The sequence below is a fragment of the Bacillota bacterium genome (genome assembly GCA_024653485.1).
Taxonomy (GTDB): domain Bacteria; phylum Bacillota; class SHA-98; order UBA4971; family UBA4971; genus UBA6256.
Genome location: JANLFY010000002.1, coordinates 126,998 through 153,533 on the forward strand (window position 1 = coordinate 126,998; position 26,536 = coordinate 153,533).

The 26,536-nt window shown below is 60.5% G+C and carries 21 protein-coding genes; 19 read left to right on the top strand and 2 right to left on the bottom strand.

The window, feature by feature from the left end; all coding sequences use genetic code 11:
* Window positions 1-2: 2 nt before the first annotated feature.
* Both NUW12_02100 and tdh read right to left on the bottom strand, forming a co-directional pair.
* On the bottom strand, window positions 3-728 hold the full coding sequence (locus NUW12_02100) for an aspartate/glutamate racemase family protein (protein ID MCR4401566.1): 726 nt from the start codon (window positions 726-728) through the stop codon (window positions 3-5).
* Between the two features lie 26 nt (window positions 729-754).
* On the bottom strand, window positions 755-1,792 hold the full coding sequence (tdh, locus tag NUW12_02105) for an L-threonine 3-dehydrogenase (protein MCR4401567.1): 1,038 nt from the start codon (window positions 1,790-1,792) through the stop codon (window positions 755-757).
* A 367-nt stretch (window positions 1,793-2,159) separates the two neighbouring features.
* Between tdh and NUW12_02110 the strand changes: the two genes are divergently transcribed.
* From NUW12_02110 to NUW12_02200, 19 genes are all read left to right on the top strand, one after another.
* Window positions 2,160-4,067, top strand: a complete 1,908-nt coding sequence (locus tag NUW12_02110) for a sigma 54-interacting transcriptional regulator (protein ID MCR4401568.1) — start codon at window positions 2,160-2,162, stop codon at window positions 4,065-4,067.
* A gap of 444 nt (window positions 4,068-4,511) precedes the next feature.
* Window positions 4,512-6,011: a four-carbon acid sugar kinase family protein gene (locus NUW12_02115; GenBank protein MCR4401569.1), complete on the top strand. Its 1,500-nt coding sequence runs from the start codon at window positions 4,512-4,514 to the stop codon at window positions 6,009-6,011.
* A gap of 95 nt (window positions 6,012-6,106) precedes the next feature.
* Window positions 6,107-7,171 carry a 4-hydroxythreonine-4-phosphate dehydrogenase PdxA gene (pdxA, locus tag NUW12_02120; protein MCR4401570.1) on the top strand — a complete coding sequence of 355 codons (1,065 nt, stop codon included), beginning with the start codon at window positions 6,107-6,109 and terminating at the stop codon, window positions 7,169-7,171.
* A 238-nt stretch (window positions 7,172-7,409) separates the two neighbouring features.
* Window positions 7,410-8,384, top strand: a complete 975-nt coding sequence (locus tag NUW12_02125; protein ID MCR4401571.1) for a tripartite tricarboxylate transporter substrate binding protein — start codon at window positions 7,410-7,412, stop codon at window positions 8,382-8,384.
* A 112-nt stretch (window positions 8,385-8,496) separates the two neighbouring features.
* Window positions 8,497-9,588 carry a DSD1 family PLP-dependent enzyme gene (locus NUW12_02130; protein ID MCR4401572.1) on the top strand — a complete coding sequence of 364 codons (1,092 nt, stop codon included), beginning with the start codon at window positions 8,497-8,499 and terminating at the stop codon, window positions 9,586-9,588.
* A gap of 47 nt (window positions 9,589-9,635) precedes the next feature.
* A complete protein-coding gene (locus NUW12_02135; GenBank protein ID MCR4401573.1) occupies window positions 9,636-11,126 on the top strand; it encodes a tripartite tricarboxylate transporter permease in 1,491 nt (496 codons plus the stop codon).
* Window positions 11,117-11,638, top strand: coding sequence for a tripartite tricarboxylate transporter TctB family protein (locus NUW12_02140; protein MCR4401574.1), 522 nt, complete (start codon window positions 11,117-11,119; stop codon window positions 11,636-11,638). Before NUW12_02135 ends, NUW12_02140 begins: the two co-directional genes overlap by 10 nt.
* A gap of 112 nt (window positions 11,639-11,750) precedes the next feature.
* Window positions 11,751-12,914 carry an iron-containing alcohol dehydrogenase gene (locus tag NUW12_02145; protein MCR4401575.1) on the top strand — a complete coding sequence of 388 codons (1,164 nt, stop codon included), beginning with the start codon at window positions 11,751-11,753 and terminating at the stop codon, window positions 12,912-12,914.
* Between the two features lie 414 nt (window positions 12,915-13,328).
* Window positions 13,329-14,201, top strand: coding sequence for a MurR/RpiR family transcriptional regulator (locus tag NUW12_02150; GenBank protein ID MCR4401576.1), 873 nt, complete (start codon window positions 13,329-13,331; stop codon window positions 14,199-14,201).
* Window positions 14,202-14,354: 153 nt separating this feature from the next.
* Window positions 14,355-14,942, top strand: coding sequence for a glucose-6-phosphate isomerase (locus NUW12_02155; GenBank protein ID MCR4401577.1), 588 nt, complete (start codon window positions 14,355-14,357; stop codon window positions 14,940-14,942).
* 57 nt (window positions 14,943-14,999) lie between these two features.
* On the top strand, window positions 15,000-16,883 hold the full coding sequence (locus NUW12_02160) for an aldehyde ferredoxin oxidoreductase family protein (protein MCR4401578.1): 1,884 nt from the start codon (window positions 15,000-15,002) through the stop codon (window positions 16,881-16,883).
* 213 nt (window positions 16,884-17,096) lie between these two features.
* The gene (locus tag NUW12_02165) at window positions 17,097-18,050 is read left to right on the top strand and encodes a phosphoglycerate dehydrogenase (GenBank protein MCR4401579.1); all 954 of its coding nucleotides are present in this window, start codon (window positions 17,097-17,099) and stop codon (window positions 18,048-18,050) included.
* A gap of 78 nt (window positions 18,051-18,128) precedes the next feature.
* Window positions 18,129-18,890, top strand: coding sequence for an SDR family oxidoreductase (locus NUW12_02170; GenBank protein MCR4401580.1), 762 nt, complete (start codon window positions 18,129-18,131; stop codon window positions 18,888-18,890).
* A gap of 133 nt (window positions 18,891-19,023) precedes the next feature.
* A complete protein-coding gene (locus NUW12_02175; GenBank protein MCR4401581.1) occupies window positions 19,024-20,100 on the top strand; it encodes a Gfo/Idh/MocA family oxidoreductase in 1,077 nt (358 codons plus the stop codon).
* 20 nt (window positions 20,101-20,120) lie between these two features.
* On the top strand, window positions 20,121-21,704 hold the full coding sequence (locus tag NUW12_02180; GenBank protein MCR4401582.1) for an FGGY family carbohydrate kinase: 1,584 nt from the start codon (window positions 20,121-20,123) through the stop codon (window positions 21,702-21,704).
* On the top strand, window positions 21,704-22,588 hold the full coding sequence (locus NUW12_02185; GenBank protein ID MCR4401583.1) for a sugar phosphate isomerase/epimerase: 885 nt from the start codon (window positions 21,704-21,706) through the stop codon (window positions 22,586-22,588). The genes NUW12_02180 and NUW12_02185 overlap by 1 nt, the downstream gene beginning before the upstream one ends.
* A 24-nt stretch (window positions 22,589-22,612) precedes the next feature.
* The gene (locus tag NUW12_02190; GenBank protein ID MCR4401584.1) at window positions 22,613-23,665 is read left to right on the top strand and encodes a zinc-dependent dehydrogenase; all 1,053 of its coding nucleotides are present in this window, start codon (window positions 22,613-22,615) and stop codon (window positions 23,663-23,665) included.
* A gap of 113 nt (window positions 23,666-23,778) precedes the next feature.
* On the top strand, window positions 23,779-25,260 hold the full coding sequence (locus tag NUW12_02195; GenBank protein ID MCR4401585.1) for an L-fucose/L-arabinose isomerase family protein: 1,482 nt from the start codon (window positions 23,779-23,781) through the stop codon (window positions 25,258-25,260).
* Window positions 25,257-26,534, top strand: coding sequence for an ABC transporter substrate-binding protein (locus NUW12_02200; GenBank protein MCR4401586.1), 1,278 nt, complete (start codon window positions 25,257-25,259; stop codon window positions 26,532-26,534). The genes NUW12_02195 and NUW12_02200 overlap by 4 nt, the downstream gene beginning before the upstream one ends.
* The last annotated feature ends 2 nt before the right edge of the window (window positions 26,535-26,536 follow it).

The following is a 26,536-nucleotide window of genomic DNA, read 5'->3' on the forward strand; positions in this document are numbered from 1 at the left end:
TTCTAGGAGAGTTCGTAGATGATTCTCTTTATAGCTTCTACAGCCAGCCTTGGGCTAGTCAGTATCGGGGCCTCGACGCGGCCGCCAAGAGTTGGGGCAAGTCGCGCCATAGACACCTGGGCAAGCACGACAACGTCTACCTCTCTGGAGATCTCCTCGACGTGTCCTGTCAGGAGCCTGTCGTGCTCCTCCGGATCCCCTCGGAGGAGTGCGTCAAAGGCGTTCGAACACAGGGCATGCCTGACTGATACAGTCATGCCTTTCTCCGCCGCCTTTCTCTTGATTAGACGCGCAGTAGGATCCAGGGTTGTTTTGACCGTTGCCACGACGCCGATGATTCTTCCAGTTTCAACGGCCTTCTCCGCCATGGCCTCGTCCACCCTGACAATGGGTACGCTCACTAAGCTGCGCGCCACATCCACCACGTCGCCCACTGAAGAGCAGGCATTGAGGATCACGTCCGCACCCATGTCTTCGGCGATCATCATGTACTGACAGAGTCTTCTGGTCACCTCCTTTGTTACTCCGTCGGCAGCCATCACGTCTTTCAGAAGGCCATCCTCAACGATGTTCACAACCCGGATGCCCGGCAGTAATTCGGCGATCAAGCGACCTAGAGGCTCGACCGACACCGGTCCGGTGTGGATCACCGACAGTGTCTTGGCTATTCCTCTGTGCTCTCTACCTACGCGTTGCTGGATCGGGTCCTTGCGAGCGCCGTGTCTCATTTCCATCTCACCTCCTTGACGGGCGCTTAGGGCAACAATATGACCTTTCCGGCATCCTCGGTCTTGATCAGGACCTCAAAAGCCTTATCATAATCGGACAAGCTAAAGCGGTGGGTTATGACCGGCCTTGGATCAACTAAGCCGCTTTCCAGGAAGGCGGTTACTCTGTACCAGGTATCAAACATTCCCCGACCGGTGGAGCCGAAGACTCTCGCTTCCTTGTAGATGATCTCCTGAGTCAGGTCGAGGGTAACCGGTTGAGCTGGAAGGCCGATCAAGGAGACTGCCCCTCCGTTGCGAAGTGCCGCGAAACCCTGCTTGACCGCGGCGGGGCTCCCGGACAGCTCGATGAAGCAATCAACCCCTGCGCCTTTGGTTTGAGCAAGTATGGCTGCGGGCACATCCTGTTTGTTGGGGTTGAACGTCATGGTGGCCCCCATCTGTGTTGCGAGTCTCAAGCGGGTATCAATGACGTCCACAGCGAATACGTGGGAGGCGCCTGCCGCTCGCGCTATGCCCACGGCGAACAGCCCTATGGGTCCGCATCCGAAGACCGCGACGGAGCAACCGGCCAGATTGTGCATCAAGACTCCGTGCGCCGCCACGCCAAATGGCTCGTAAATCGCGCCGACCTCCGGATCGGTTTGTGGAGGCAGCTTCCATGCGCAAATCTCGGGAATGACGGCGTAGTCTGTGAAAGCTCCGTCTGTGTGGACCCCCAGGATGGCCATGTGCCTGCAGATGTGCTGGGCGCCCGTCCGACATTGGAAGCATGCGCCACACGGTATGTGCGTTTCCGCAGCAACCAGATCGCCGGGGCTGAGCTGAGTAACGTCCTCTCCGGTTTCTACTACCTCTCCACAGAACTCATGGCCGAATATCATAGGTGGTCTCACTCGCGCGCGAGCCCAGTCGTTCCAGGCATATATGTGGATGTCGGTGCCGCAGATGGCTGCGGCTTTGACCTTGACCAATACGTCCTTGGGACCGAGTTCGGGAACGTCCACTTCTTTCAGAGCAGCGCCCGGCACGGGTCGTTCCTTCACCAGAGCTATTCTCTTCAAGGCTTGTCACCCTCTCCCTTGTCATCCGCATACCCTTCACGAAGTCCAGCCATCAGCAGGTGGAGTCGGTCGGATCAGCGGATCATGTTGCCCGGTTGCACGCGGTCGCAATCAAGCAATCTTCCGTGCGGTATCAGTGCAATTCTGGTGCCAATGTCCTCACGCGTCGCGTCGTCACAGACAGGCGCGAAACCGGCTGGAAGAAGCGGTTGAGGGCCTCAAAGGCATCCACGTTGGGGGACAGGCAGCACGAACCGGCGGTACACGTTATAATGAAGCTACAGGCACATCTTGTCCCCCGCGTCCGCGGGCACTACGATTCCGCGGCAGCCCCGGACGAGAGCTGCGCGGAAAGGAGGCTCCGTCGATGAGCGTCAAGATCGGACTCGTCGCTCCGTATCCCGATCTTGCCAACCTTGCGCTCGAGGTTTGTCGAGAACTCGGCGAACATGTGGACGTGCGCCAGGGTGACCTGAGTGAAGGCGTCCGAATCGCTCGCGAAATGCAGCGACAAGGCGTGGAAGTCATCATCAGCAGAGGCGGCACGGCCTTGGCCATAGAACAGGCTGTCGATGTGCCGGTGGTCACGATCCAAGTGAGCGGGTTCGACATAATGCGGGCCATACACGCTGCGCGCGAATTCGGTCAGAGCATCGGCGTCATCGGTTTCAAGAACGTCATCTACGGGACAGACAGTGTGCAGGACATGCTCGGCGTCACCCTGAAACTGATCTATCTCGACAGGGAGGCGGATGCTGAAGCCCGGATCGAGACCGCGGTCAGGGGCGGTCTCCGAGTGATCGTTGGCGATGCCATCTCTACCAGGGTTACGGCGAGGCACGGAGTGAAGGGAGTCCTCATTCGGTCGGGGAAAGAAGCCATCGTCAAGGCGATCGGAGAGGCAAAGCACTTGGCCGGCGTCAGAAGACGCGAAAGGCAGCGGGCGGAAGAGCTGAAGGCGATTCTGGACTTCTCTTATGAAGGGATAGTCGCTGTGGACCAGGATGGAGAGATCAAGTTCTTCAATCCCATTGCCGAGAGGATTCTCCACCTAAATGCAGCGGACGTCATCGGAAAGCAGATAGGCAAGGTGTTGCCAGGAGTCAACCTGGACGCGGTTCGCACGAGCGGTCGCCCGGAGCTCGGAAGGATTCGACGCATTGGAACGACGTTCATCGTGAGCAACGGCGTTCCTATCACGGTAGGGAAGGAAGTTGTCGGGGCGGTTTTTACGTTTCAGGACGCCAGACACATCCAGCAAGTTGAGAAGGAAGTAAGGCGCGAGCTGTACCTCAGGGGACATGTGGCGAAGCATACGTTTGGCGAAATGATAGCCACCGCCACTGCGATGCGCGAGGTAATCGGCCGAGCCAAGATGTTCGCGTCGACCGAGTCCACCGTTCTCATTCTGGGCGAGACGGGCACCGGCAAGGAGCTTCTCGCCCAGAGCATCCACAATGCGAGCGGCCGAAGGACGGGGCCGTTCGTTGCCATCAACTGTGCGGCACTTCCTGAGAGCTTGCTCGAGAGCGAGCTGTTCGGCTACGAGGAAGGCGCCTTCACTGGGTCCCGAAAGGGCGGAAAACCCGGGCTCTTCGAGCTCGCCCACGGAGGCACGATATTCCTCGATGAGATCGGAGACATGTCCCTTCCGATTCAAGCTCGTCTCCTGCGCGTACTCGAGCAGCGGGAGGTCATGCGCCTGGGCGGCGACAGGATGCTTCCGGTGAACGTACGAATCATTGCCGCCACCCACAAAGAACTCGGGAAGGCAGTGTCACAGGGTTCGTTTCGGCCGGACTTGTACTACCGACTCAACGTCCTGAACCTTGTGATCCCGCCCCTTCGCGACCGCAGGGAGGACATTCCTGAGCTTGCCAAGAGCTTTCTTGCGGCTTCATGTGAACGCCTCGGACTTGCGCGGAAGACGCTATCTCGTGAAGCCATGGACGTGCTCGTCGCACACTCGTGGCCGGGAAACGTGCGCGAGCTGAGAAACGCATGCGAACGGCTTGCCGTAGGGGTCGAGGGAAAGGAGGTTTGTAAGGAGGACGTGTTGAAGCTGCTCGAGCTTACCGACGGCGGACCCGATGTGGCGTCACGATCGATGAACATAGCGGTGAAGTTGGATGGTGGCGGATTGCGGATGATGGAAGAGGAGATCATGCGCCAGGTGCTTGAAAAGGTGGGTGGTGACAGGACCGAAGCGTGTCGTCTCCTGGGCATCAATCGATCCACGCTCTGGAGGAGGGTCATCAGCCGGCGACAACCTTGAACAGCCCGAGCGTGGCAGGAGAGCGTGACAGGAGGCCGCCCTTCATTGTCTTGTGTCGTGTTGCGGCGCGTGGTGCAATATGCAACACTTAGAGTCAAGCAAGCATCGAACGTTTCGGTGATGCCTGCGATCGATGGTTGCATCATGCAACTTAACGGATGAGCAATCGGTCTGTGTCTCCGACCGTCGGAAACGCTTCTCGTTCGTCTCGCTCAGCCGGCATTCAGCTCTCGTGCCTTGCCCAAAGCCATCTCGTTGTCATCAGTGCCATCAGAATTGCAGACGCCGGTCGTGGCTCGTCACTGCTCGAACAGTGGCACGAGGGTTGCACATAGTGTCTCGCGGCAACAGCGATTGCGGTTGCAACAGAGATCACGGTTACCGTCCCGAGTAAAGCGAGGCGTCCACAAAGGACGCGTCGGCTGGCATGTTGGCGAGAGGTGGGTGGCAGGTCGGGGACTGGAGCGCGGTCTCCGTCAGATACCGGCGGTCATCGCGCGGCCGGCTTCTCCCGCCCGAATGTCGAACATGGAGCAGAGGCGACTTGGCATCATTGCAGACGATCTCACCGGTGCTAATGACACGGGGGTCCAGTTCTCGAAGCGCGGCCTCGTCACGACGGTGTTGCTGGATACTGAGGCGTCTCGAGACGTGATGGGCGACGCGGATGTCGTGGTGATCAACACCGACAGCAGGTGGATCGATCCGAACGCGGCATACAGGCGGGTCAAAGAAGCGGCAGAAGTCTTGAGAAGCGCTGGCATCGCGAAAGTATACAAGAAGTTGGACTCGGCTCTCAGGGGGAACGTGGGGGCAGAGCTCGATGCCGTTATGGACGTTCTTCAGGCGAAGGTCGCGTTCGTGGTTCCGGCCTTTCCGGACGCCGGCCGCGTGACAGTGGGAGGCAAGCAACTCCTCAAAGACACGCCGTTGGACAGGAGCGAGATGGCGTGCGATCCTCTCTCTCCGATTACCGAGTCCCACGTGCCGACCCTTGTAAGCCGGCAATCCAGACGCAGGGTCGGGCACGTGCCTCTCGAGGAGGTTGCGTCCGGCCAGGATGGTCTTCGGGCATCGTTTGCGACGAGGATATCCTCAGGGGATGAGATCGTTGTAATAGATGCCGTGGAGCGCGAACATCTTCGAGTGATAGCCCGGGCTCTGGCGTCCCTTGACTTGCCACTGGTCACAGCGGGTTCCGCAGGGCTTGCCGCGGAGCTTCCCGAGGTGCTCGGAATGACGTCGAAGGACCGGATGGGCTCCAAGGCGTCGCGCGGAAGCGGCGTGCTGGTAGTCTGTGGCTCTGCGAGTCCCACGGCAGAAAGACAGCTGACCTATGCGACGACGGCTATCGGGGCGCTATCCATCGCGCTTGATACGTCAGGCATCCTGTCAGGCCTCGATTCCGACGAAGACCGGGTTAGGGAGATAGTGTACAGAGCTTCGGCAGGTCTCGCTTGCGGCCAGGACGTACTCATACGAGTGAACTCGGATAGGTGCCGGTCGCGCTCTTCTCCGTTGCGGAACCGGGACGGTAGGTGTCGCCTCGACGCCGATTCGGGATCAACGCCGACCGGTCTTGAGAACCCATCCGGGCTCGGCGAGGACCGATGTCCGAGGCGGGACGATGCCGCGAGGCGCGTAGAGGATAGCCGGAAGATCACGAGCCATCTGGCGCTTCTCGTCAAGAGAATCCTCGGCCGGTGCGCTGTGGCGGGGCTCGTTTTGACAGGTGGAGACACAGCGCTCGCCGTTTGCAGGGCCCTGGGAGCTTCGGCAGTCGCTCTCGTAGACGAGGTGGTACCTGGCGTGCCGTCAAGTCGTCTCGTTGACGGACCGCATACTGGCCTTGTCATCGTGACCAAAGCCGGGAGCTTCGGCGAGACAGACGTGATCGTGAAGGTCATCAACTACTTGCGCGACGCAGCCTTCCAGAGGCGTTGAGCCTGGGCAACAACTGGCCTCAAACGTCCTTGGGCTGCCTCTGGCTGAAGAGAGAAGAGACTGAGGGAAAACCCTTAAGATGGGGGGAAGGCCTGATGCTGACTGGCGACGGCTCCGGGGGACTGGATACGAAGCTCCCCATGATCGCCATCACGATGGGGGATCCCGCCGGTATCGGCGCCGAGATTGCCGTCAAGGCGCTGGAATGTCCTGAGCTGCACGCCACATCTCGGCCCATCATCGTGGGAGATGCGAGAGTGGTGGGCGATGCCATACGATTCACTGGCTCAAAGTTGGAGATGCGGCGGATCTCCGATATTCGGGAGGCGAAGTTCGGTCAGAGCTCTGCCAACGTGCTTGACTTGGCAAACGTGGACATGAGGTCGCACGCCTACGGCAGGGTAAGCTCAGATGCCGGCCGGGCCGCGTTTGAGTATATCCGATGTGCCATAGAGCTTGCCATGGCCGGGACGGTGGACGCGGTGGTCACCGGACCCATTCACAAGGAAGCCCTCAATCTGGCCGGGTACCATTACTCCGGGCACACTGAGATATTCGCAGACCTCACAGGTGCCAAGGATTACGCCATGATGTTAGTCGATCGGGGTATGAGAGTCGTGCACGTGACGACCCACGTTTCACTCCGAAAGGCTTGCGACCTTGTGAAAAAGGAACGCGTGCTCGTTGTCATCAAACTTGCTGACAAGGCAGCCAGGGCTTTGGGCATGGCGTCGCCCCGAATCGGGGTCGCCGGGCTGAACCCCCACGCCGGCGAGGGTGGCTTGTTCGGAACTGAAGAGATCGAGGAAATCGGCCCGGCGGTGCAGGAGGCGCGGGCGCTGCAAATCAACGTTGAGGGACCGATCCCCCCGGATACCCTCTTTGCGAAGGCTCGCGGTGGCCAGTATGACGTTGCCGTAGCGATGTACCACGACCAAGGACACATCCCGCTCAAGACGGTGGGTTTCGAGTTGGACGGCGTAACCGGCCGTTGGGCAGCAGTGAGTGGTGTCAACGTGACTCTTGGGCTTCCCATAATACGAACGTCCGTCGACCACGGCACGGCGTTCGGGAAGGCTGGCAAGGGTACGGCAAACCCCGAAAGCATGATCCAGGCGATAAGGCTCGCGGCGCGATTCGCCGCAGGAAGAATCGGCTAGGCAAGGCAGAGACGTGCAGCGTCAGGACAAGCGGCATGACGGGAAGAAGCTGAGGACGAGAATCCGCCCTATGGGACGGGACTTAGACTTATGCGAAGGTGCTTTGCGTGACGCCTGTGGATTGGGGGTGGGACCGGGCGAACAAGCCTGGATACGCTGGGGTAGGGACTGAATTCGGTAGGGTACGAACGGCAAGTATCTCGCAAGTATCTCGTGGGTATGAGAGGAGGGCTCGACAGTGAGAAGAAATGTCACGAAGTTGTTGGGACTTGCGCTGTTGCTAGTCATCGTGTGGACGGTTGGAACCTCCGCATTCGCCCAGGGTCAGTTTCCCACCAAGCCGATACGCATCATCGTGCCGTACGCTGCAGGAGGCGGCACGGACCTGGTCGCGAGGAGGCTCGCCCAAGATCTCGAGAAGATACTCGGAGTTAATGTCGTTGTGGCGAACGTAGTCGGTGGCAGCGGCGCTATCGGCCGGGCTGAGGCGGCAAAAGCTCCTGCGGACGGCTATACTCTGTTCATGGATGACAAGGCGTTTCTCAGCTCCTATCATATGGGTGTCAGTACGGTGAATTGGCGTGACATGGAGCCGGTGTGCCGCCTTGACGGCGCCTCGTTCGTGCTCGTGGTAAGCTCGAAATCTCAGTTCAAGACGATCAACGATCTGATTGACTATGCCAAGAAGAATCCAGGCGTCGTCACGATAGCCGTCTCTGGCATCGGGGGAGTGTCGCATCTGAACGCCGAGGCGATAAAGATCGCGGGCAACGTCAACATAGTCATCGTCCCGTTCGAGGGCGGCGCCATGACGAGGACGGCCGTCGCAGGAGGGCACGTGACTGCCACAGTCGCCCAGATCGCCGAGATATACAGCTTCGTGAAGGCTGGAGACTTCCGGATTCTCGCCGTGTCGGATGACAAGCGCAACCCAGGAATCCCCGATGTGCCCACGTTCCGCGAGTCGGGCGTGAATTTCAGCCTCGATCAGTGGCGGGGAATATACGCGCCCAAGGGCACTCCTACGGCCATCATCGAGAGACTCGAGAAGGCGTTCCAGCAAGCGATGGAGACCGAAGGATTCAAGGGACTCTGCGCTCAGAACTTCACACGGCCCTTGTACCTCGACCATAAGGCCTTCGCCGCTGAACTCGAGAACACGGATGCGATCCTCAAAGACATCGTGACCAAGGCCGGGTTGCTCAAGAAGTAGGTGGCACTTCTGATCCGGGACGGTTGCGTGACGGGCAAGCGTAATGGAGCTGTCAAGTGGCTGTCAAGGGGCGGGGGCACCCCGCCCCCAGCCCGCAAGGGGGAACGAAATCGTGCTCAAGCCTGTTGGCGTTCATAAGTCAGAGATCGACACGCCGGCACTCGTCGTCGACCTTGATGCGATGGAGAGGAACATTCGTCGCATGGGGGATTACTTTGCGAACCGCCCGGCCAAGTTGAGGCCTCACGTGAAGACCCACAAGTGTTCCATAATCGCGCACAAGCAGATCGACGCCGGGGCTAGGGGTGTGACGTGTGCGAAACTTGGAGAGGCAGAAGTGATGGTGGCAAGCGGGATAAGGGACATCCTTATCGCCAACCAGATAGTCGGTAAAGAGAAGATCGCAAGGCTTGCCTCACTGGCTCGGCATGCTTCGGTGATCGTGGCTGCGGACAATGCGTCCAACCTGCAAGACCTCTCCGATGCCGCTCTCGCTTTCGGCTCCGAGATCGGGGTTGTGGTTGAGGTGGACGTGGGCATGGGGCGTTGTGGGACGAGAAGCGTTGACGAGACCGTGTCGCTTGCCAGATTGTCCGAATCGCTCAAAGGTATCAGATTCCGGGGTCTCATGGGATACGAGGGGCACTGCGTCTTCATTCAAGATCGCCAGGAGAGGGTCGAGAAGTGTCATCTAGCCAACAGCATGCTCGTCGAGGCCGCGGAAGCCGTGCGCCGTGGCGGGGTCGATGTGGAGATAGTCTCGGGCGGGGGCACGGGCACCTACGACATCACAGGAGACTATCCAGGGATCACTGAGGTGGAAGCGGGTTCGTACGTATTCATGGATGCGCGCTACATCGGGGTCATTGAAGGATTCGAGCCCGCTTTGACTCTGATGGCAACGGTGATCAGTAGACCTACCAAGGACATCGCGATCATTGACGCTGGTCTGAAGGCCGTGACGAATGAGTTCGGGATGCCTGTTGTAAAAGGCGTCCGCGGCGCTGAGGTCGTCAAACTCTCGGAAGAACACGGGAAGATACATCTTTCCGAAGACGCTCGTGACCTCAAGCCTGGGGACAAGGTAGAATTGATTCCCAGCCACGGATGCACGACGATAAACCTGCACGACTTCTACTTCGGGGTTCGTGGTGATCGGCTCGAGACTGTGTGGAGTATAGCAGCGCGCGGAAAGGTACGATAGGCCGTCGACGGCTGCAAGGTAGTCGCCGGCTCTGGGGGGTCAAGTCAATGGAAGCTCTTGCCACTGGTATTCAGGTGGTTTTCCAGCCGGGAACGCTAGTACTGATGGTGGCAGGTGTTGTAGCAGGCATAGTCGTTGGAGCCATCCCGGGACTTACTGCAACCATGGCAATGGCTCTGATGACCCCGTTCACGTTCGCGATGTCCTCGGGCGTGGCTATCTCTGTTCTTCTTGCCATATACGTCGGAGCGATCTCCGGCGGGTTGATATCCGCCATACTCCTGAAAATACCAGGCACACCCTCTTCCATCACCACGACGTTCGACGGTTTTCCCATGGCTCGCCGGGGTCTTGCCGGGCAGGCTTTGGGAACCGCCATCATCTCGTCATTCATCGGCGGTGCCATAAGCTTCGTAGTGCTCATGCTGGTTTCGCCCCAGCTTGCCCGGTTTGCTCTCAAGTTTGGACCTCACGAGTACTTCGCCGTGGGGATACTCGGGCTCAGCACAATAGTGAGCATAGGCGGCAACTCCCCGATCAAGGGCCTCATTGCGGGAGCGTTCGGTCTTCTTCTGGCAACGGTGGGTCTTGACGTGGTGACCGGAATTCCCAGGTTTACCTTCGGTGTCGTGGAGCTGACATCAGGGTTTGACTTCGTGGCCGTCCTCATCGGCTTGTTCGCCATTTCGCAGGTGTTGACCGACATAGAGAACATCTATCGTAAGACCGAGGTCGGGGCGAAAATCGGGAACCTCTTTCCGTCTCTTTCCGAGTTGAAGAGGAACGTCACCAACTTCCTGAGGTCCGGTCTGATCGGAACGTGGATCGGAGTACTGCCCGGAGCGGGAGGCAGCATCGCCTCGCTCATGGCGTATGACCAGGCTAAGAGGTTCTCCAAGACGCCGGAGAAGTTCGGGACGGGATTCGTGGACGGCATCGTTGCCTCCGAAACGGCGAACAACGCCGTCATCGGCGGAGCGCTCATCCCTCTACTTACCCTCGGGATCCCTGGTGACACGCCGGCCGCTGTGCTTCTCGCCGCTTTGACTCTCCACGGACTCCAACCCGGGCCGCTTTTGTACCGGACCAATCCAGAGGTGTTCCAGACGGTTTTCATATCGCTTTGCGTGGCAAACTTGATGATGATCTTGATCGAGATGGCAGGCATCAGGGTATTCATCAAGATCCTCAGAATACCGAAGTACATTCTCCTTCCGCTCATCGTGGGAATGTGCGTGGTGGGTTCGTACTCGATCAACAACAGGTTTCTCGACGTCTGGACGATGTTTGGATTCGGCGTGTTGGGCTATCTCATGGAGAAACACGGGTTTCCGGTTGCTCCCACAGTTCTTGGCGTAGTGCTGGGTCCGATGATAGAGGGGGAGTTCCGCAGGGCTCTCTTCATCAGCCGGGGCAATCTGGCCAGCTTCATCACACGACCGATCTCCGCCGCTGTCCTGGTTCTCACGGTGGTAATGCTAGTCCTTCCACGGCTCAGGAGTCAAAGAGGGGGTGCGCGAGGAACGCGATGCGCATGACGACAACTCGCTACATCGGACTTGCCATTATCGGGGTATGCGCCGTCTTGTTTGCAGTTACGTTCAGCTTCCCGACCACCCCGATCGGTGGTTCATACTATGGACCAGCTTTTTTCCCGCGGCTGCTGGCGCTGTTCATCGCCGTTCTCGCCTTGGTCTTGGTCGTGACCGGGAAGGATGACATTGCATCGGAACGCAGGAGTGAGGAGGTTGGCGAAGGGAAGGCCGCTGCGGACAACGACCGGAAAGGCGCCAGCGAAGGAATATCCGCAGGCCGACTGGTTGCACGGATCCTCGTGCTGACCCTCGCGTACTTGGTTGCCATGCGGCCCGTGGGGTACTTTCTCTCCACTGTAGTGTACACCTTTGCATCAGTATGGATGTTAAGGCCGAAGGATCATGTACACGTTGCATGGGTGCTGTTGGGCTCGCTTGCGTTTGCAGTCGCCTTGCAGTACCTGTTCGGCACAGTAATGAACGTAATGCTTCCACCTGGGTTGCTGTATTGGTAGGTGGTCGAGTTCCTGCGGCCGTCGTTTTGACGCAGTCGGCCGTTCGAGGCGTGCGCCGAGGACTGCGCGTGATTGAGGCGTGCCCGCACAGGCAACCACGGAGGTGAATGCGTTGGCTAGCGCCTTGCCAAGGTCGTTTTGCTTCGTTGAACGGGTGTTCTTTGGGGCGGGGGCCATCGAGTCCCTGCCCGCGGTGGTGAGAGACCTCGGAGTCACCCGGGCTCTGCTGGTCACGGACAAGGGGGTTACGGAGTCCGGGGCAGCTGGCCTGGCGGAGGCTCGTTTGCGTGAACAGGGCATCGCTGTCGCAGTCTTTGACGATACCCAACCGGAGCCCGGCGCTGAGGTCGTCGAGCGTGTCATGGAAAGGGCACGAGGTGAGGGCATAGACGGGGTCGTCGGCCTGGGTGGCGGGAGCCCCATGGATACCGCCAAGGTGGCGTCCGTCCTACTCAAGCTGGGCGGATGCCTTCGCGATTACCTTGGTGCGGGTCGGATTCATGGGCCCGGCTTGCCCCTGATTCTCGTCCCGACGACTGCCGGGACAGGCTCTGAATCGACGCCTAACGCGCTCTTCCTGGTTGACGGGGAAAAGCAGGCGGTAATCAGCGAACACCTTCTTCCGAATGCAGCGATAATCGATCCCAGCCTTACTCTGAGCATGCCGCCCACGGTCACGGCTGCGTCCGGCGTGGACGCTCTGGTCCACGCGTGTGAGACGTACACGTCGCTTGCGTCGACCAAGCTGTCGGAGATGTACTCGCTCCGCGCAGCGGAACTCATCGCCCGTTCCATCAGAACCGCAGTGTGGCGAGGTTCGGACCTCGAGGCACGTACGGACATGGCGCTTGGCAGTTATCTTGCCGGGATCGCCGTGGCAAACGCGGGGACGGGAGCCGTGCACGCGCTTGCCTATCCTCTCGGAGGAAAACACCGAATTCCCCACGGCGTTTCCAACTCTCTCATGTTTCCTTACGTCGCTGAGTACAACGTAATGGCCGACTTGCCCAAGTTCTCCGCTCTCGCAAGAGCCCTTGGCGAGAAGGTGGACGGGCTCACTCCTCGAGACGCTGCGCTCTGCTTTGTGAACAGCGTGAAGGCGCTCGTCCGTGACGTGGGGCTCCCCACGACCCTTACAGAGGTGGGCATAAGTCCGTCTGAGCTCCCGCACCTAGTGGATGTTGCCGTACGACAGACTCGCTTGCTGAGCAACAACCCTCGCACGCTCACCAGAGGGGATATCGATACCATATACCGTAAAGCACTGGGGCTCTAGGTCACGGAAGACCCTTGAACTCGCTCCTCGACACTCTCACCCCTTGGAAGAGACGGCGCGAAGGTGTCTTTGCGCCGTCCCGACTCGAACCACGCATGGCGCCACTCTCGCAGCTACTCGCTGCCGTATCTCGAAAGGCAGCAGGCTCATGTCACTCGCAAGTACAGTGAAGAAAATTTTCTCGATACATTATGAAGGAATCCAGCGGACCTTGTTGAATAGATGTCAGCAAGATATATCGGCGAAGCAATGCGATGCGTCCGTGTGGCTGGGCCGTGAAACTAGGTTTCCAGCATGGCGTCACAGGTTCTAATGATGGGCATGGCGAACCACGATGAAACCAAGATTCAGATGCTTTGCCCAGCCGGCGGCACCTGCACGAAGATGGCACTCAACCGGTAGTGAGGGAACGCAATGGAAACAATCGACAAGAGCTCCGTGGAGTCTATGACCTGCACAGCGCGAATCCGCGAGATGAAGGCGTCTCTGAGAAACGCGGAGGAGCAGGCGGCCAACTATATCCTGCTCCATCACGGTGAGATCATCAATCTCACTATCACCGAGCTCGCGGAGCAGGCCGGAGTAAGCGAAGCGACGGTCGTGAGAATGTGTCAGAAGCTCGGATACAAGGGTTTTCAGGAACTCAAGATCGCGCTCGCCCTGGAGCTCGTCAAACCCGTCCAGGCGATCCACGAAGAGATTCACGAAGACGACGAGGTGGACCAGGCCGTGGAGAAAGTCTTTCGCGGCAACGTCTTCGCCATAGAGAACACATTGCGGGTGCTCTCCAAGGGAGAAATGAGGAAGGCGGTAGATGCCTTGGCTGGCGCACGCAAGATCGAGATATACGGCGTCGGGGGATCTGCGGCGGTAGCGAGGGACGCCGCTCACAAGCTCATGAAGACTGGCATCCCTTGTGTGGCTTACGACGATCCGCACATGCAGATAATGTCCGCGAGCTTGCTCGGGCCGGGATGCGTCGCAATCGGGATCTCTCACTCCGGGAGCAGCAAGGACATAGTCGAGGCGCTCAACGTGGCTAGGGAGACCGGCGCGACCACGATATCCATATCCAACTACGCCAAGTCCCCCATTGACAAGGTGTCCGACATCAAGCTGGCGACGGCGTCCAAGGAGACGAGCTACAGGACGGAGGGCACGGCGTCCAGGATTGCCCAGCTGTGCATCATCGACGCTTTGTTCGTAGGCGTGGGGCTGAAACGTACCGGCGACATCGTCGACAACATTCAGAAGACGCGGAGGGCAGTGGTCATCAAGCATTACTGAGTCAACCGCCCCACCCGACACCTGCGACAGTTGACTTGGGCTGGCTCGCGGGGTTCTCGCGGGGTTGAGGTATGACGTCGAGGTGCGATGTCCAATGCCGAGGCGTCGAGTGGAAAGTCTACGGGGAGTCCGTACGGAAAGAGGGGAGTATGCATGGTCTCTCTGCGGCAGCCTTTCAACACTCGTCTGGACTTCACCGCGGGCGCGATAATCCCGGAAGGCGCGAAGGTGGTCCGCCGGCTCGGCGACATGAGAGACATGTACCAAGATCGAGAAGCGGTCCAGCGCCTTCTGGATGGTGGAGACCCCTTGATCTACGTGGTACACAACGTGGAGGTCCCGGAGGATTCAGGGGAGCTCCAGCACTGCACGAGCGTGGTGTACCCAGGCCGAGTCGGCGATGAATTCTTCATGACCAAGGGACACTTCCACGCGAAAGCAGGCACCGCCGAGATCTACCTCACGCTCCGCGGAAAAGGCCTCCTCCTTATGCAGACGCAGGATGGGGCCACCGCCACCCTGGACATGTTCCCGGGTTCGGTGTCGTACATCCCGCCGTACTGGGCGCACAGATCGATCAACGTGGGCGATGAGCCTCTCGTATTCTTCGCGGTATATCCCGGGGACGCGGGTCACAACTATGGAGTCATCGAAGAGAAAGGCTTCGCAAAGATCGTGGTTGCGAGAGGCGATGATGTCGCCGTGGTCGACAATCCGAGGTACGGCGGTTGTCGCACGTAGTCACGTTCGTCCTTCAACCTCAATCTCCTTCGGCGTTTCACTGGGGCGGGCCCTGCGATGGTCGTGCGGGAGGTGTTGTCGGTGTTCAGTGGGGGATACCTCGGAAACGTCCTGAGAATAGACCTTTCCTCGCGGACGTGGCGGTCCGAACCTATCGACCCGTCCATTCAGCGCAAGTACCTCGGGGGCAGAGGGGTCGCCGCCCGGTACTATCTCGACGAGATTCCGGGCATAATCGATCCAAGCGACCCTGCGAACAAGCTCTTCTTCTTCACCGGGCCGCTCACCGGCACGCAGGTCCCTGCGAGCGGCAAGTTCCAGTGCTCCACCGTATCCTCGGAGACCGGCCGCTATCTTTGCTCCAACTCCAGCGGCAACTTTGGTCCCAATCTCAAGTTTTCGGGGTACGACGGGCTCATCATCGAAGGCAAGGCCGACCGGCCGGTGTACATCTGGATCTCCGACGGGCAGGTGGAGATAAGGGACGCCGCGCCGCTGTGGGGTCTCAAGGTGAATGAGGTCGTGGACCGCCTAAAGGAAATGACCGGCGACGCGAAGATCAGCACCATGGTCGCCGGCCCGGCGGCCGAGCGTGGCGTGAGGTTCAGCTCCATCCAGGTGGACGGGCGCAGCTTCGGCCGCGGCGGGGCCGGAGGGGTCATGGCCGGCAAGAACCTGAAGGCGGTCGCCGCTCACGGTACCGCTGCGGTGCCCGTGGCCGACGCCGAATCGCTCTCGCAGGCAGTAAGAGAGGCGGTAAGGCATGCCCGGGAGACCAAGGCCCTTCACACGAAGTTCGGCACGGCCCAGTACACGGAGGTGCTGAACACCCTGGGCTGCTACCCCACGCGCAACTTCCAGACCGCCGTATTCGACGGCATATCCACCATATCAGCGGACTACATGGAGAAGAACTACAAGGTGAAGAGTCTGGCCTGCTTCAGGTGCCCAGTGGCGTGCGCGCAGCTCTGCGAGGTCAAAGAGGGTAAGTACGCCGGCATGCGGAGCGACCCGGAGTACGAGACCATCGGGTCTTTCGGGGGCCAGTGCGGGATCTCCGATTTCGGGGTAATAGTCGCGGCGAACGCACTGTGCGACGAGTACGGGCTCGACACGATGTCCACGGGGACGATCGTCGCGTACGCCATGGAGCTTTTCGAACGCGGCTTTGTCAGCACAGCCGACACCGGCGGTCTCGAGCTCCGATTCGGCAACGGAGACGCCCTCATTGAGACGATCCACGACATCGCGCACCGGAAGGGCTTCGGAGACGTGCTGGCCGAGGGGTTTCGGGGACTGGCACGGAGGTTCCCGGGAAGCATGTCCTTCATGATGCAGGCGAAATGGATGCCGTTCGCGGCGTACGAGCCGCGCGCCTTCCACGGGATCGGCCTGTCCTTCGGCACGTCCAGTCGGGGCGCCTGCCACAACGTGGGTGGCTGGACGATCCGTGACGAGCTACTGAGCGGCGAGTATGACAGGTTCGCCATCCGCGGGAAAGGAGAGCTCGTCAAGAGGATACAGGATGTCCGTGCTTACGTGGACTCCTTGGTGATATGCACGGTGGTCAGGAGCGGGCTCGGTTTCACGGACAAACCCAAAGGCAAGGTGCTGGAGTACGTGACCGGCATCGACTTTACACCCGAGCTGCTCGAGATAGGTGAACGCATCTACACTCTCGAACGCGTGATACTTGCGAGAGAGGGCGTCCGCCGGAAGGACGACATGTTGCCGGAGAGGATCATGACACAGCCGCTGCCAGAAGGGATGGCCAAGGGCCGTGTCCTGACAGAGGAAATGTATGCGGCGATGCTCGATGAGTATTATGCCGCGAGGGGCTGGGACGAACAAGGCGTGCCTACGCGGGAGAGGCTCCTCCAGCTCCGGATGGACGAAGCGGTGCTCAAGGTCAGGGACGCCCTTGCAGGCGCTCCTCGATAGTACGCCGGCACAGCCGTCGTGGAATCCGGGTCGTTCAAGCGCTGGACGCGGAGACGTTGGATGCGCTCACACGTTACCGACCGCCTTCCAACTCCAACGCCGATCGCCGAGGCGGCTTGTGTCGAGGGGGCGGATGTCTGCTGGAGCCCGGTTCACCTGCCTGTTGATCGGTCTGCTAGCGGGGACGGTGCGCCGGCGTAAGGAGAGACGACAGTGAGATACAAAGTGCTCGTCACACCGAGATCGCTTGCCGAGACCTTCGACGAACCGCTGAGGGTACTCGAAGACTCCGGCCACGAGGTGATAAGGAACCCACACGGCCGGCCGTTCACGGAGGAAGAGCTCCGGGTCCTGATAAAGGACGTGGACGGGATAATCGTGGGGATAGACGCGATTTCGCGAGAGGTCATCGCCGCAGCCGAAAAGCTCAAGGTCATCTCCAAGTACGGCGTGGGTGTGGATAACATCGACCTGCAGGCGGCACGGGGGAAGGGCATCATCGTAACGTACACGCCGGGCGGAAACAGCGAGGCCGTCGCGGATTTGACCATAGGACTCCTGCTGGCGGCCGCCCGGAGGATTCCCGCCGCCGACAGGGCTGTTCGCCTCGGCGACTGGCGGAGAGTGGTCGGGCTTGCGGTATGGAAGAAGACCATCGGTGTGGTGGGGGTCGGCCGCATCGGACGGGGAGTCGTTCGTCGGGCGTCGGGCTTTGGGATGAAGATCCTCTGTTGCGACAAGGTGATCGACAACGAGTTCGCCGCGAAACATGGAGCCGAGTATGTGTCCTTGGATCTGTTGCTTCAGCAGTCCGACTTCGTCACGCTCCACGTTCCTTTGACTGACGAAACGAGAGGCCTGATTGGCGAGAAGGAGCTATCGCGAATGAAGCGGACGGCGATTCTCATAAACACCGCCCGCGGAGAGGTAGTGGACGAGGACGCGTTGTATCGAGCCTTGGTCGAGAGGACCATAGCCGGAGCGGCCTTGGATGTCTTTCGAAACGAGCCTCCTGTCGGGTCCCGGCTGCTGGAGCTCGACAACGTCGTCCTCACGCCTCACATAGGGGCTCACACAGACGAGGCCGTCCTCGAAATGGGGCGGAACGCCGTGAGGAATCTCATGGCCGTGCTCAACGGTGAGCTCCCGGAGGCTGTGGCTTGGTGATGTGAGGGTGGTCTAGCGGGTGGAGCTGGTTTCACAGGTCGAGCGGCCGTGATTCTACTATTGCCGGAGGGATGCTCCATGGGATTCGACGGTAAGGTGGCCGTGGTAACCGGGGCGGGTCTCGGGATCGGCAGGGCGGCGGCGCTCCTGCTCGCGAAAGAGGGAGGGAAAGTCGCCGTGCTGGACCTCAACGAGGGCAGCGGAGAAGAGACGGTTCAACTCATCAAGGGCTCCGGAGGCGAAGCTCGCTTCTTCCAAGCCGACGTGAGCTGCGCCACGGACGTGGAGAGAGCCATCCGAGCAGTCGAGAAGGCGTTCGGGAGAATAGACATCCTGGTCAACAACGCCGGAATCTACAAGAAGGGCGACCTCTTCGGGACATCCATCGACGATTGGAACAAGCTGATGGCCACAAACCTCACAGGTGTCTTCCTGTGCTCGAAGTACTGTGCGGAGACCATGGCCGGACAAGGCGGGGGCGTCATCGTCAATGTGGCGTCGGAGGCCGGGCTCGTGGGCATTAGGGGACAGGTCGCGTACAACGTCTCGAAGGGCGGCGTGATAGCCCTCAGCAGGAGCGCGGCTGTGGACCTCGCCCCGATGAACATAAGAGTGAACTGCGTCTGTCCGGGAACCACTGAGACGCCGCTCGTCGCGAAGGCGATAAGCATGGACCCCGACCCGGAGGGGGCGCGACGCGCCCTCGAGAGCTGTCGCCCGGCGAACAGGCTGGGCCGGCCGGAGGAGATAGCGCAAGCAATCCTGTTCCTGGCGTCGGATGAGGCGGCCTATGCCACGGGCTCCGTGCTCTCCATAGACGGAGGGTACACAGCTCAGTAGCGGCCGGTGGCAAGACGTTGGTTGCGCGAGGCGCCCCGCTCGAGAGGCTGGGGAGGAGCACCGCTCGACCGGTTGCGCTCGGGCGGCTCGAGCGGTTGGGGCTGGATCGGAGAGGGGAGAGGGGGTCCTGCGGTTGTCTCGAGAGGTAGGTGTTTGTGTGATCGGCGTCGGCCGGGCGGGGATGGTGCACGCTCGAAACCTGAGGGCAGGGATTCGAGGCGCGAGACTCGTCGCCGTGGCTGACGTTGACCCCGCTTGCGCGGCGCGCGCCGCCCAAGAGCTCGAGCTGGAACGTGTGCACACCGACTACGCCGAGGCCGTCGCCGACGAAACGGTCGACGCGGTATGTATAGCCTCTCCGGTGTTCACCCACGCACAGGTTGCGCTGGCGGCCGCCAAAGCGGGCAAGCACGTGTTCTGTGAGAAACCGATGGCTCTCACTCTCGACGAGGCGGACTCGATGATAGAAGCCTGCAGGCAGGCCGGAGTGAAACTGCAGATAGGTTTCATGCGGAGATTCGATGCGGGCTTTCGAGAGGCGAAGAGGCTCATCGACGAGGGCGAGATCGGCGACGTGATACTCGTCAGATCCGTCGGACGCGGGCCTGGCCTTCCCGGGGAGTGGTACTTGTCCTTCGAGAGGAGCAACGGCCTCCTGGCCGAGGTCAATAGCCACGACTTCGATACCGTAAGGTGGCTCGGCCGGGGCGAGCTGTCGCGCGTCTACGCGGAAGCCGGCGCGTTCGCCAGGCCGGACCTCAGCGAGAAGCATCCCGGCTTCTTCGACAGCGCCGTCGTGAACATCAGGCTCGAGAACGGAGTGATGGGGGTCATCGAGGGAACGTGCCCCGACAACTACGGGTACGATGCGCGGGCCGAGATCCTCGGCACGAGGGGCGTCCTTTTCGTGGGACAGATCGAGGAAGGGTCGGCGGCCGTGTGTCGCAAGGACGGCTGCACAAGGCCGGTAATCCCGTCGTGGCAACGCCGCTTCAGACAGGCCTACGTCGACGAGATGACCCATTTCGTCGAGTGCATCGTAAGCGGCGCCGAACCCGTCGTGACGGGGCTCGACGGTAGGAAGGCCTTGGAAGGAGTGCTCGCCGCCAACCGCTCGCTTGCCGAGGGCGTCCCCGTGACACTCGGCACTGGGCTCGGCTTGAGTTCACGTGTCGGCTCGAGTGCTATGGAGGATTCTCCAGACAGATAGGAATAGCGAGGCCGGTGCACATGAACAAGGGGACCTATCTCGTCGGCGTGGACATCGGCACCATGGGAACGAAGGCCGCTGTGTTCGATCAGTCCGGTGGACTCCTCGGGGACGCGTTCGAGGAGTCGAAGCTGGTGTATCCGCGCGCCGGATGGGTGGAGCAGGACATGGAGGACATGTACGGTTCCTGCCTCCGGACCATGAATGCTGCCGTCCAGAAGGCGGGGATAGAGCCGCGGCGCGTCGCCTCCATAGCCGTGGACGGCCAGATGGCGGGCATCGGCGGAGTGGCTGAAGACGGGACAGCGTCCATCAGGTACGATTCGTGGCTGGACACTCGGTGCGAGCCGTACATCGACCTCATGAACAGGGAAGCGGGGGGCTCTGTGCTTTCCATATCCGGCAGCCCGCCCACGTACGACCACGGTCCGAAGATACTGTGGTGGATGCACGAGGAACCCGAGGCGTTCAGACGCACCGCGAAGTTCGTGGTGCCCTCGGCGTACGCGGCGATGAGGATGTCGGGGCTCGCCGCCGCCGACGCGTTCATCGATTACACTCAGCTACATTTCTCAGGGTTCGGAGACACCCAAAACCTGACCTGGTCTCAGGAGCTGTGCGACGCGTTCGGGGTTCCGGTCGAGAAACTGCCCAGGATAGTCGGTCCGTGCGATATCGTTGGGAAGCTCACCGCCGAAGCCGCGGACCGTGCCGGACTCGTGCCGGGGATTCCCATCGCGGCTGGTGCAGGAGATCAGGCTGCCACATCGCTCGGCGCGGGGATCGTTGAGCCCGGCCAGGTTTTCGACGTGGCGGGCACGGCGTCCGTGTTCTCCGTTTGCGCGGACCGGCGCGTTGTCGACGTCCTGCACCGAACGTTCCTGTGCGCGAGGTCGGTCGTGCGCGACCTGTGGGTGCCTATCGCGTACATAAACGGCGGCGGCCTCTGTCTGAGGTGGTTCCGCGACGAGATCGGCCTCGGAAAACTGGGGACGAAGGCCACCGGTCAGGCTGGCAACGTATACGCACTCCTCGACCAGGAGGCGGCGAAGGCGCCGCCGGGCGCCGACGGCCTGGTCTTCCTGCCTCACTTCGGAGGCCGGGTTACTCCCAATGATCCCAATGTCCGAGGGGCTTGGGTGGGGCTCACGTGGGGCCACAACGCGGCGCACCTCTACCGGGCCATCCTCGAAGGCGTGGCTTACGAGTACCGTTACTACGCTGATATTCTCGCCGAGCTCCTGCCGGACCTCGAACTCAAAGAGGCCCGCGTCATAGGCGGCGGCGCCAAGAGCTCCATCTGGAACCAAATCAAAGCGAATGTCCTGGGGATCCCCTACGTCCAGCTGGACCGCAGTGAGGTTGCGGTATGGGGATCGGCGCTCATCGCCGGGTACGCGGTGGGGGTCTTCGAGGACCTGGTCGGCGCCGCCAAGGCCTTCACCCGTCCTGTGAATCGTGTGCTGCCGGATCAAGGGGCCTACGAGAGTTATCAGCCGTACGTGCGGGTCTACAAGGGACTCTTTGACGCGCTGCGGACGTCGTTCGAGGTCATACGAACCGCCAAGGCGAGAGAGACGACTCGAGCGGGAGGGCGACAGTGATGAGATACGCCGTCAGCAACTGGATATACGGGGATGAGGCTCTCGAGACCACGTTCCAGCGTCTGTCTCGGTGCGGGTTCGACGGAGTCGAGCTGGTGGGGGAGCCGGAGCGATACCGCCCCGCGGACGTGAAGCGATTGTGTGGCGAGTGCAACCTCCAGGTTCTGTCGATAGCGGGGATGTACCCCTGGCCCACCCGCGAGAGGGACCTCGCGAATCCTGACCCTGAAGTGAGGGAGAATGCAGTCGCCTACTTGCGCACGTGTGTCGACTTCGCGTGCGATGTAGGCGCGCGCATGATCATAGTCGTGCCATCCGCCGCCGGGAAGACGCGGCCCGTCGGATGGCGCGGCGACGCCGACACGTGGGAGGGGGCTTATCGAGACGAGTGGGCGTACGCAGTCGAGTCAGTGCGGAAGGCCGCGAGATACGCGGAAGAAAGGGGTGTCGCTCTCGCGATCGAGCCCATCAATAGGTACGAGTCGTATCTGGTGAACACGGCAGAACAGGGCTTGAGATTCATCTCGGAGGTCGGCTCCGACTTCGTCAGGCTCCATCTAGACACGTTCCACATGAACATTGAGGAAGGCGATCCCATAGGTGCCGTGCGATCGGCCGGCGGCTTGCTCGTGAACGTCCACGTTTCCGACAGCAATCGACAGGCGGTGGGGCGGGGCCACTTCGATTTCGGCGCTCTGATGAAGGCCCTAAAGGAGATAGGATACGGCGGCCCTCTGACGCTCGAACCCCTTCCTCCCGTTCCCGATGCGTCAGTAGCGGTGAAAATGAGCCGGTACGTCTCCCAGTGGGAGGAGTACGTAAGGGAAAGCTTACGGAGCCTGCGCGAGCTGGAGTGCTCCGTCCAGAAGGTAGAAGAAAGCTAGGAGATGGGAAGAGGAGATAGAGGAATGGTCGCTGCCGTCTTCTATGGGCCGGGGGACATCCGAATAGAGACAGTTCCAACGCCCCAGGTGGGTCCAGGCGACGTGCTCGTCCGGGTGAGGGTCGCTGCCATCTGCGGCACAGACCTGCGGATATTCGCGTCCGGCTTCACCAAACCAGACGCCGGCGCTTCGGGGAAGGGTCGCATACTCGGACACGAGCTTGCGGGCGATGTTGAAGAGGTCGGCGAAGGAGTGACGGGCTTCAGTCGTGGGGACAGAGTCACGGTTGCACCCAACATCGGGTGCGGGACGTGCCCTGAGTGCGTTCGAGGGCTCGGCCATCTCTGCGCCGATTACAAGGCGATAGGCGTATCCCTGGACGGAGGATTCGCGGAGTACGTGTTGTTTCCGCGGGAGGCTGTGGCAAACGGGAACGTCTGCAAGATACCCGAGAGCGTTTCGTATGAAGAGGCCGCCGTGAACGAGGCGCTTGCCTGCTGTTACAACGGCTTTCAAGCGTGCCGAACTCAGCCGGGGGACACGGTCGTCGTCATCGGAGCGGGGCCGATCGGAGCGTTGCACGTGCTTCTATCGAAGCTTGCCGGTGCTCGAGAGGTGATCGTGAGCGATGTGGTCGAAGACCGCCTGGCGAGCATGGAGTCGCTCGGCGCTGACCTGACAGTGAATGCGGGGAAGCGCGATCTCGCGCAAGCAGTGAAGGACAGGACCAGAGGTCGGGGGGCTGATGTCGTGATCGTGGCGTGTTCCTCCGCCGAAGCTCAGCAACAAGCGTTGGAGCTGGCTGCGGTCGAAGGCCGTGTGAATTTCTTCGGGGGACTTCCAAGGGGTAAGGAGAACGTGGTCTTGAACACCAACCTCATACACTACAAGCAGCTCTTGGTGACGGGGACCACGCGGTCCAGCATCCATCAGTTCCGCAAGACCCTTGAGATCCTGGCATCAGGCAGGCTCGATATCAAGCCGGTGATCACCGGGCGAATCGGTTTGAGAGAGATTGCGGCAGCGCTCAGCGGAACCCGAGATGGGAAGCGTCTCAAGACGGTAGTGGTTCCGTAGGGGTTGTGCGTCTGCTGACCGGCAACTAGTTGCAGTTGGTCGTGGCTCAAGGTTGGATCGGTGTGGGACGAGGGGCACAAGGAGGCCAAGATTGAGGGGGAGGAGGAGACGCATTGATTCGCCTTGGATTGCTGACGTTCTCGGATGGTAGGCCCAAAGTCCATGAGGAGATGCTCCCGATCAACCTAGATTTCCAGAATCGCCTGGTCAACGCCTTGGAAGGCACCGGTGAGATCCAGGTCGTAACCGGGCAGGACATAGTCCATACTGCCAAGCAAGCCAAAGCGGAAGCGGAGAGATTGACCCAGGCGGGCGTTGACGCAGTCATCCTTCACTTCGCGGTGTGGTGTTTCCCCCACCTCGCGACGATCGCCGCCAACAACTGTCGCGGACCGTTCCTTCTCTTGTCCAATCTCAACCCCAATTACCCAGGGCTCATAGCCATGCTTGCGAGCGCGGGGTGTCTGGATCAGATCGGGGTACGCCACCGAAGGGTCTGGGGCTCTGCTTCTGACCCGAAGGTGATCAACAAGGTGCTGCAGTTCGGTCGAGCCGCCCACGCGGTCAATCGGCTGAGGGGTCAGACATGCGGACTTCTCGGCGGTAGGAGCATGGGAATGTACATCGGCGCCGCGGATCCGCGTCAGTGGCAGGCCGAGTTCGGCGTGGACTTGGAACATGTGGACCAATCGGAAATAGTCCGCATCGCGGCGGAGATACCCGATGTGAAGGTCAATGACGCCGTGCAGTGGCTCAAGCGGAGAGTCGGGCGGATCGTTTGGGACGACAAGGGCTTGACCGAGGAGAAGCTGAGGACGCAGGTGCGTGCATATTACGCCACAAAGGAAATCGTGCGCGAGAAGGACATCGACTTCGTCGCGATCAAATGCCAGCCGGAGCTCAGCGATCACATGGTTACGCAGTGTCTGTCCCAGGCCTTCCTCAACGACATGTACGACATGGACGGCCCCAAGGAGCCCATGGTGTGCGCCTGCGAAGCGGACCTCGACGGCGCCCTCACGATGCAGATCCTGAAGCTCATAACCGGGCAGCCTGTCTTGTTCTATGATCTCAGACACTACGATCCGGTGGACGATACGTTCGTGTTCAGCAACTGCGGAGCGATGGCCACCTTCTACGCTGCGAGATCGAGCGTTCCCGAAGAAAACCTCGAGCGAGTCACCTTCTACCCGCAGACCCCGTTCTACTACGCGGGCGGAGGCGCGGCGGTGCAGTTCATGGCGGCGAGTGGCAGAGCCACGTTCGCGCGGCTTGCGAGACGCGATGGCAAGTACTGGATGGTCATCTTCACCGGAGAGTTCGTCGAGCGTCCGCCCGAGAAACTGAGAGAGACGTCTCCTGAGTGGCCGCAGGCCTTCGTCAAGCTCGACGTGCCTGCGGAGGCTCTCATCGAGAAGCTGGGCTCGAACCATGTTCACACCGTTCCGGGGGACCACGTGGACTGCCTTCTCGAAGTGTGTTCGATGCTGGGAGTCAGAGCCGAGGTGCTTGGCTCGCCACGAGAGGCTACATGTCTTCAAGGACCAGGAAGTCAAGGGAGCCGAATCTGCGATGAAGGAGGAACGAGGACATGAAGAGACGTCTTGTGTGGTACGGTGCATTGGTGCTGGTAGCGACGGTGTTGCTCTCTGTCGGCGGTGACCTGGCGGCACTGTCGGACGCCCAGGCTGCGGCGCCTGCGAAGATCAGAATAGGTGTGATCTACAGTCTTACGGGCACGGGCGCTCCCACAGGCACGACGCAGCTGGACGGGGCCTTGTTGGCCATCAAGGAGGTCAATAAGCAGGGCGGGCTCTCGGTCGGAGGCGCCAAGCTCCAGGTGGAGGCGGTCGTGCGTGACGACGAAACCAAGGCTGACGTGGGGATCAGAAGGTACCGGGAACTCCTCGCGGACGGAATCAATGTGTTCGTTTCAGGCACATTCGCCGACATAAGCACTGCCTTGAATCAGCAGGCGAAGACAGGCGACAGCTTCGTCATGGTTACCAATGGTATCGAAGAGAAGGTATTTCGCAAAGACCAGAAGGCTCCCTATTTCCTCTCGTCTCTCGGGGCCGTGGACGCGATCGGCAGAATCTGTGCTGACTATGTGGCCAAGACTTACAAGCCGAAGCGCGTGATCCTGTGCCTCCCGGACTACGCGTACGGCCACGGCGCGCACACGGGAGCCACGCAGGTGTTCGGGAGCAGGTATCCCGACATCAAGGTCGACACTGTCTGGACGCCTGTTGGAACACCTGACTTCACTTCATACATCATCAAGATCATTGAGGCCAAGCCCGATGTCGTCATGATGGGCCAATGGGGCACAGACGCCATCCAGATCGTGAAGCAAGCTTATGAGCTCGGACTGGCCAAACACACCCGCGTGTTCTTCAACTCACTCAACGCCAGCCTTACGCTGGGGATGCCGCCCGAGGCCCTTGACGGGGTCACGATCGGGGTATGGCTTTACCACGATCTGAGCGCGTTCAAAGACAAGGACCCCGCCACCGTGAAGGCGGTTGAGGAGCTCAACGCGGCCTGGAGGGCCGAGTACGGCGCAGCTCCTGATGTGATGGCTGTGTACGCGTACATAGGTATGAAGGAGACGCTCCGAGCGATCAGTCTCGCAGGATCGACCGAGCCGGCGAAGATGTACAAGGCCCTCATGGACAATCCCCAGTTCATGAGCGTGAAAGGTCCCGCGTACTGGCGCGTCGACGGAAGGCCGTTCTACACGTACGCGAAGTTCATCGCCACGGGCAAGGGCGCATCTCAAAGGGCTGACAAGTGGGATTGGTGCAGCGTCTTCGATGCATACAGGGGTGAGGAATTGGCCCTGCCTCTGAAGGACATGGGCTACTGAGT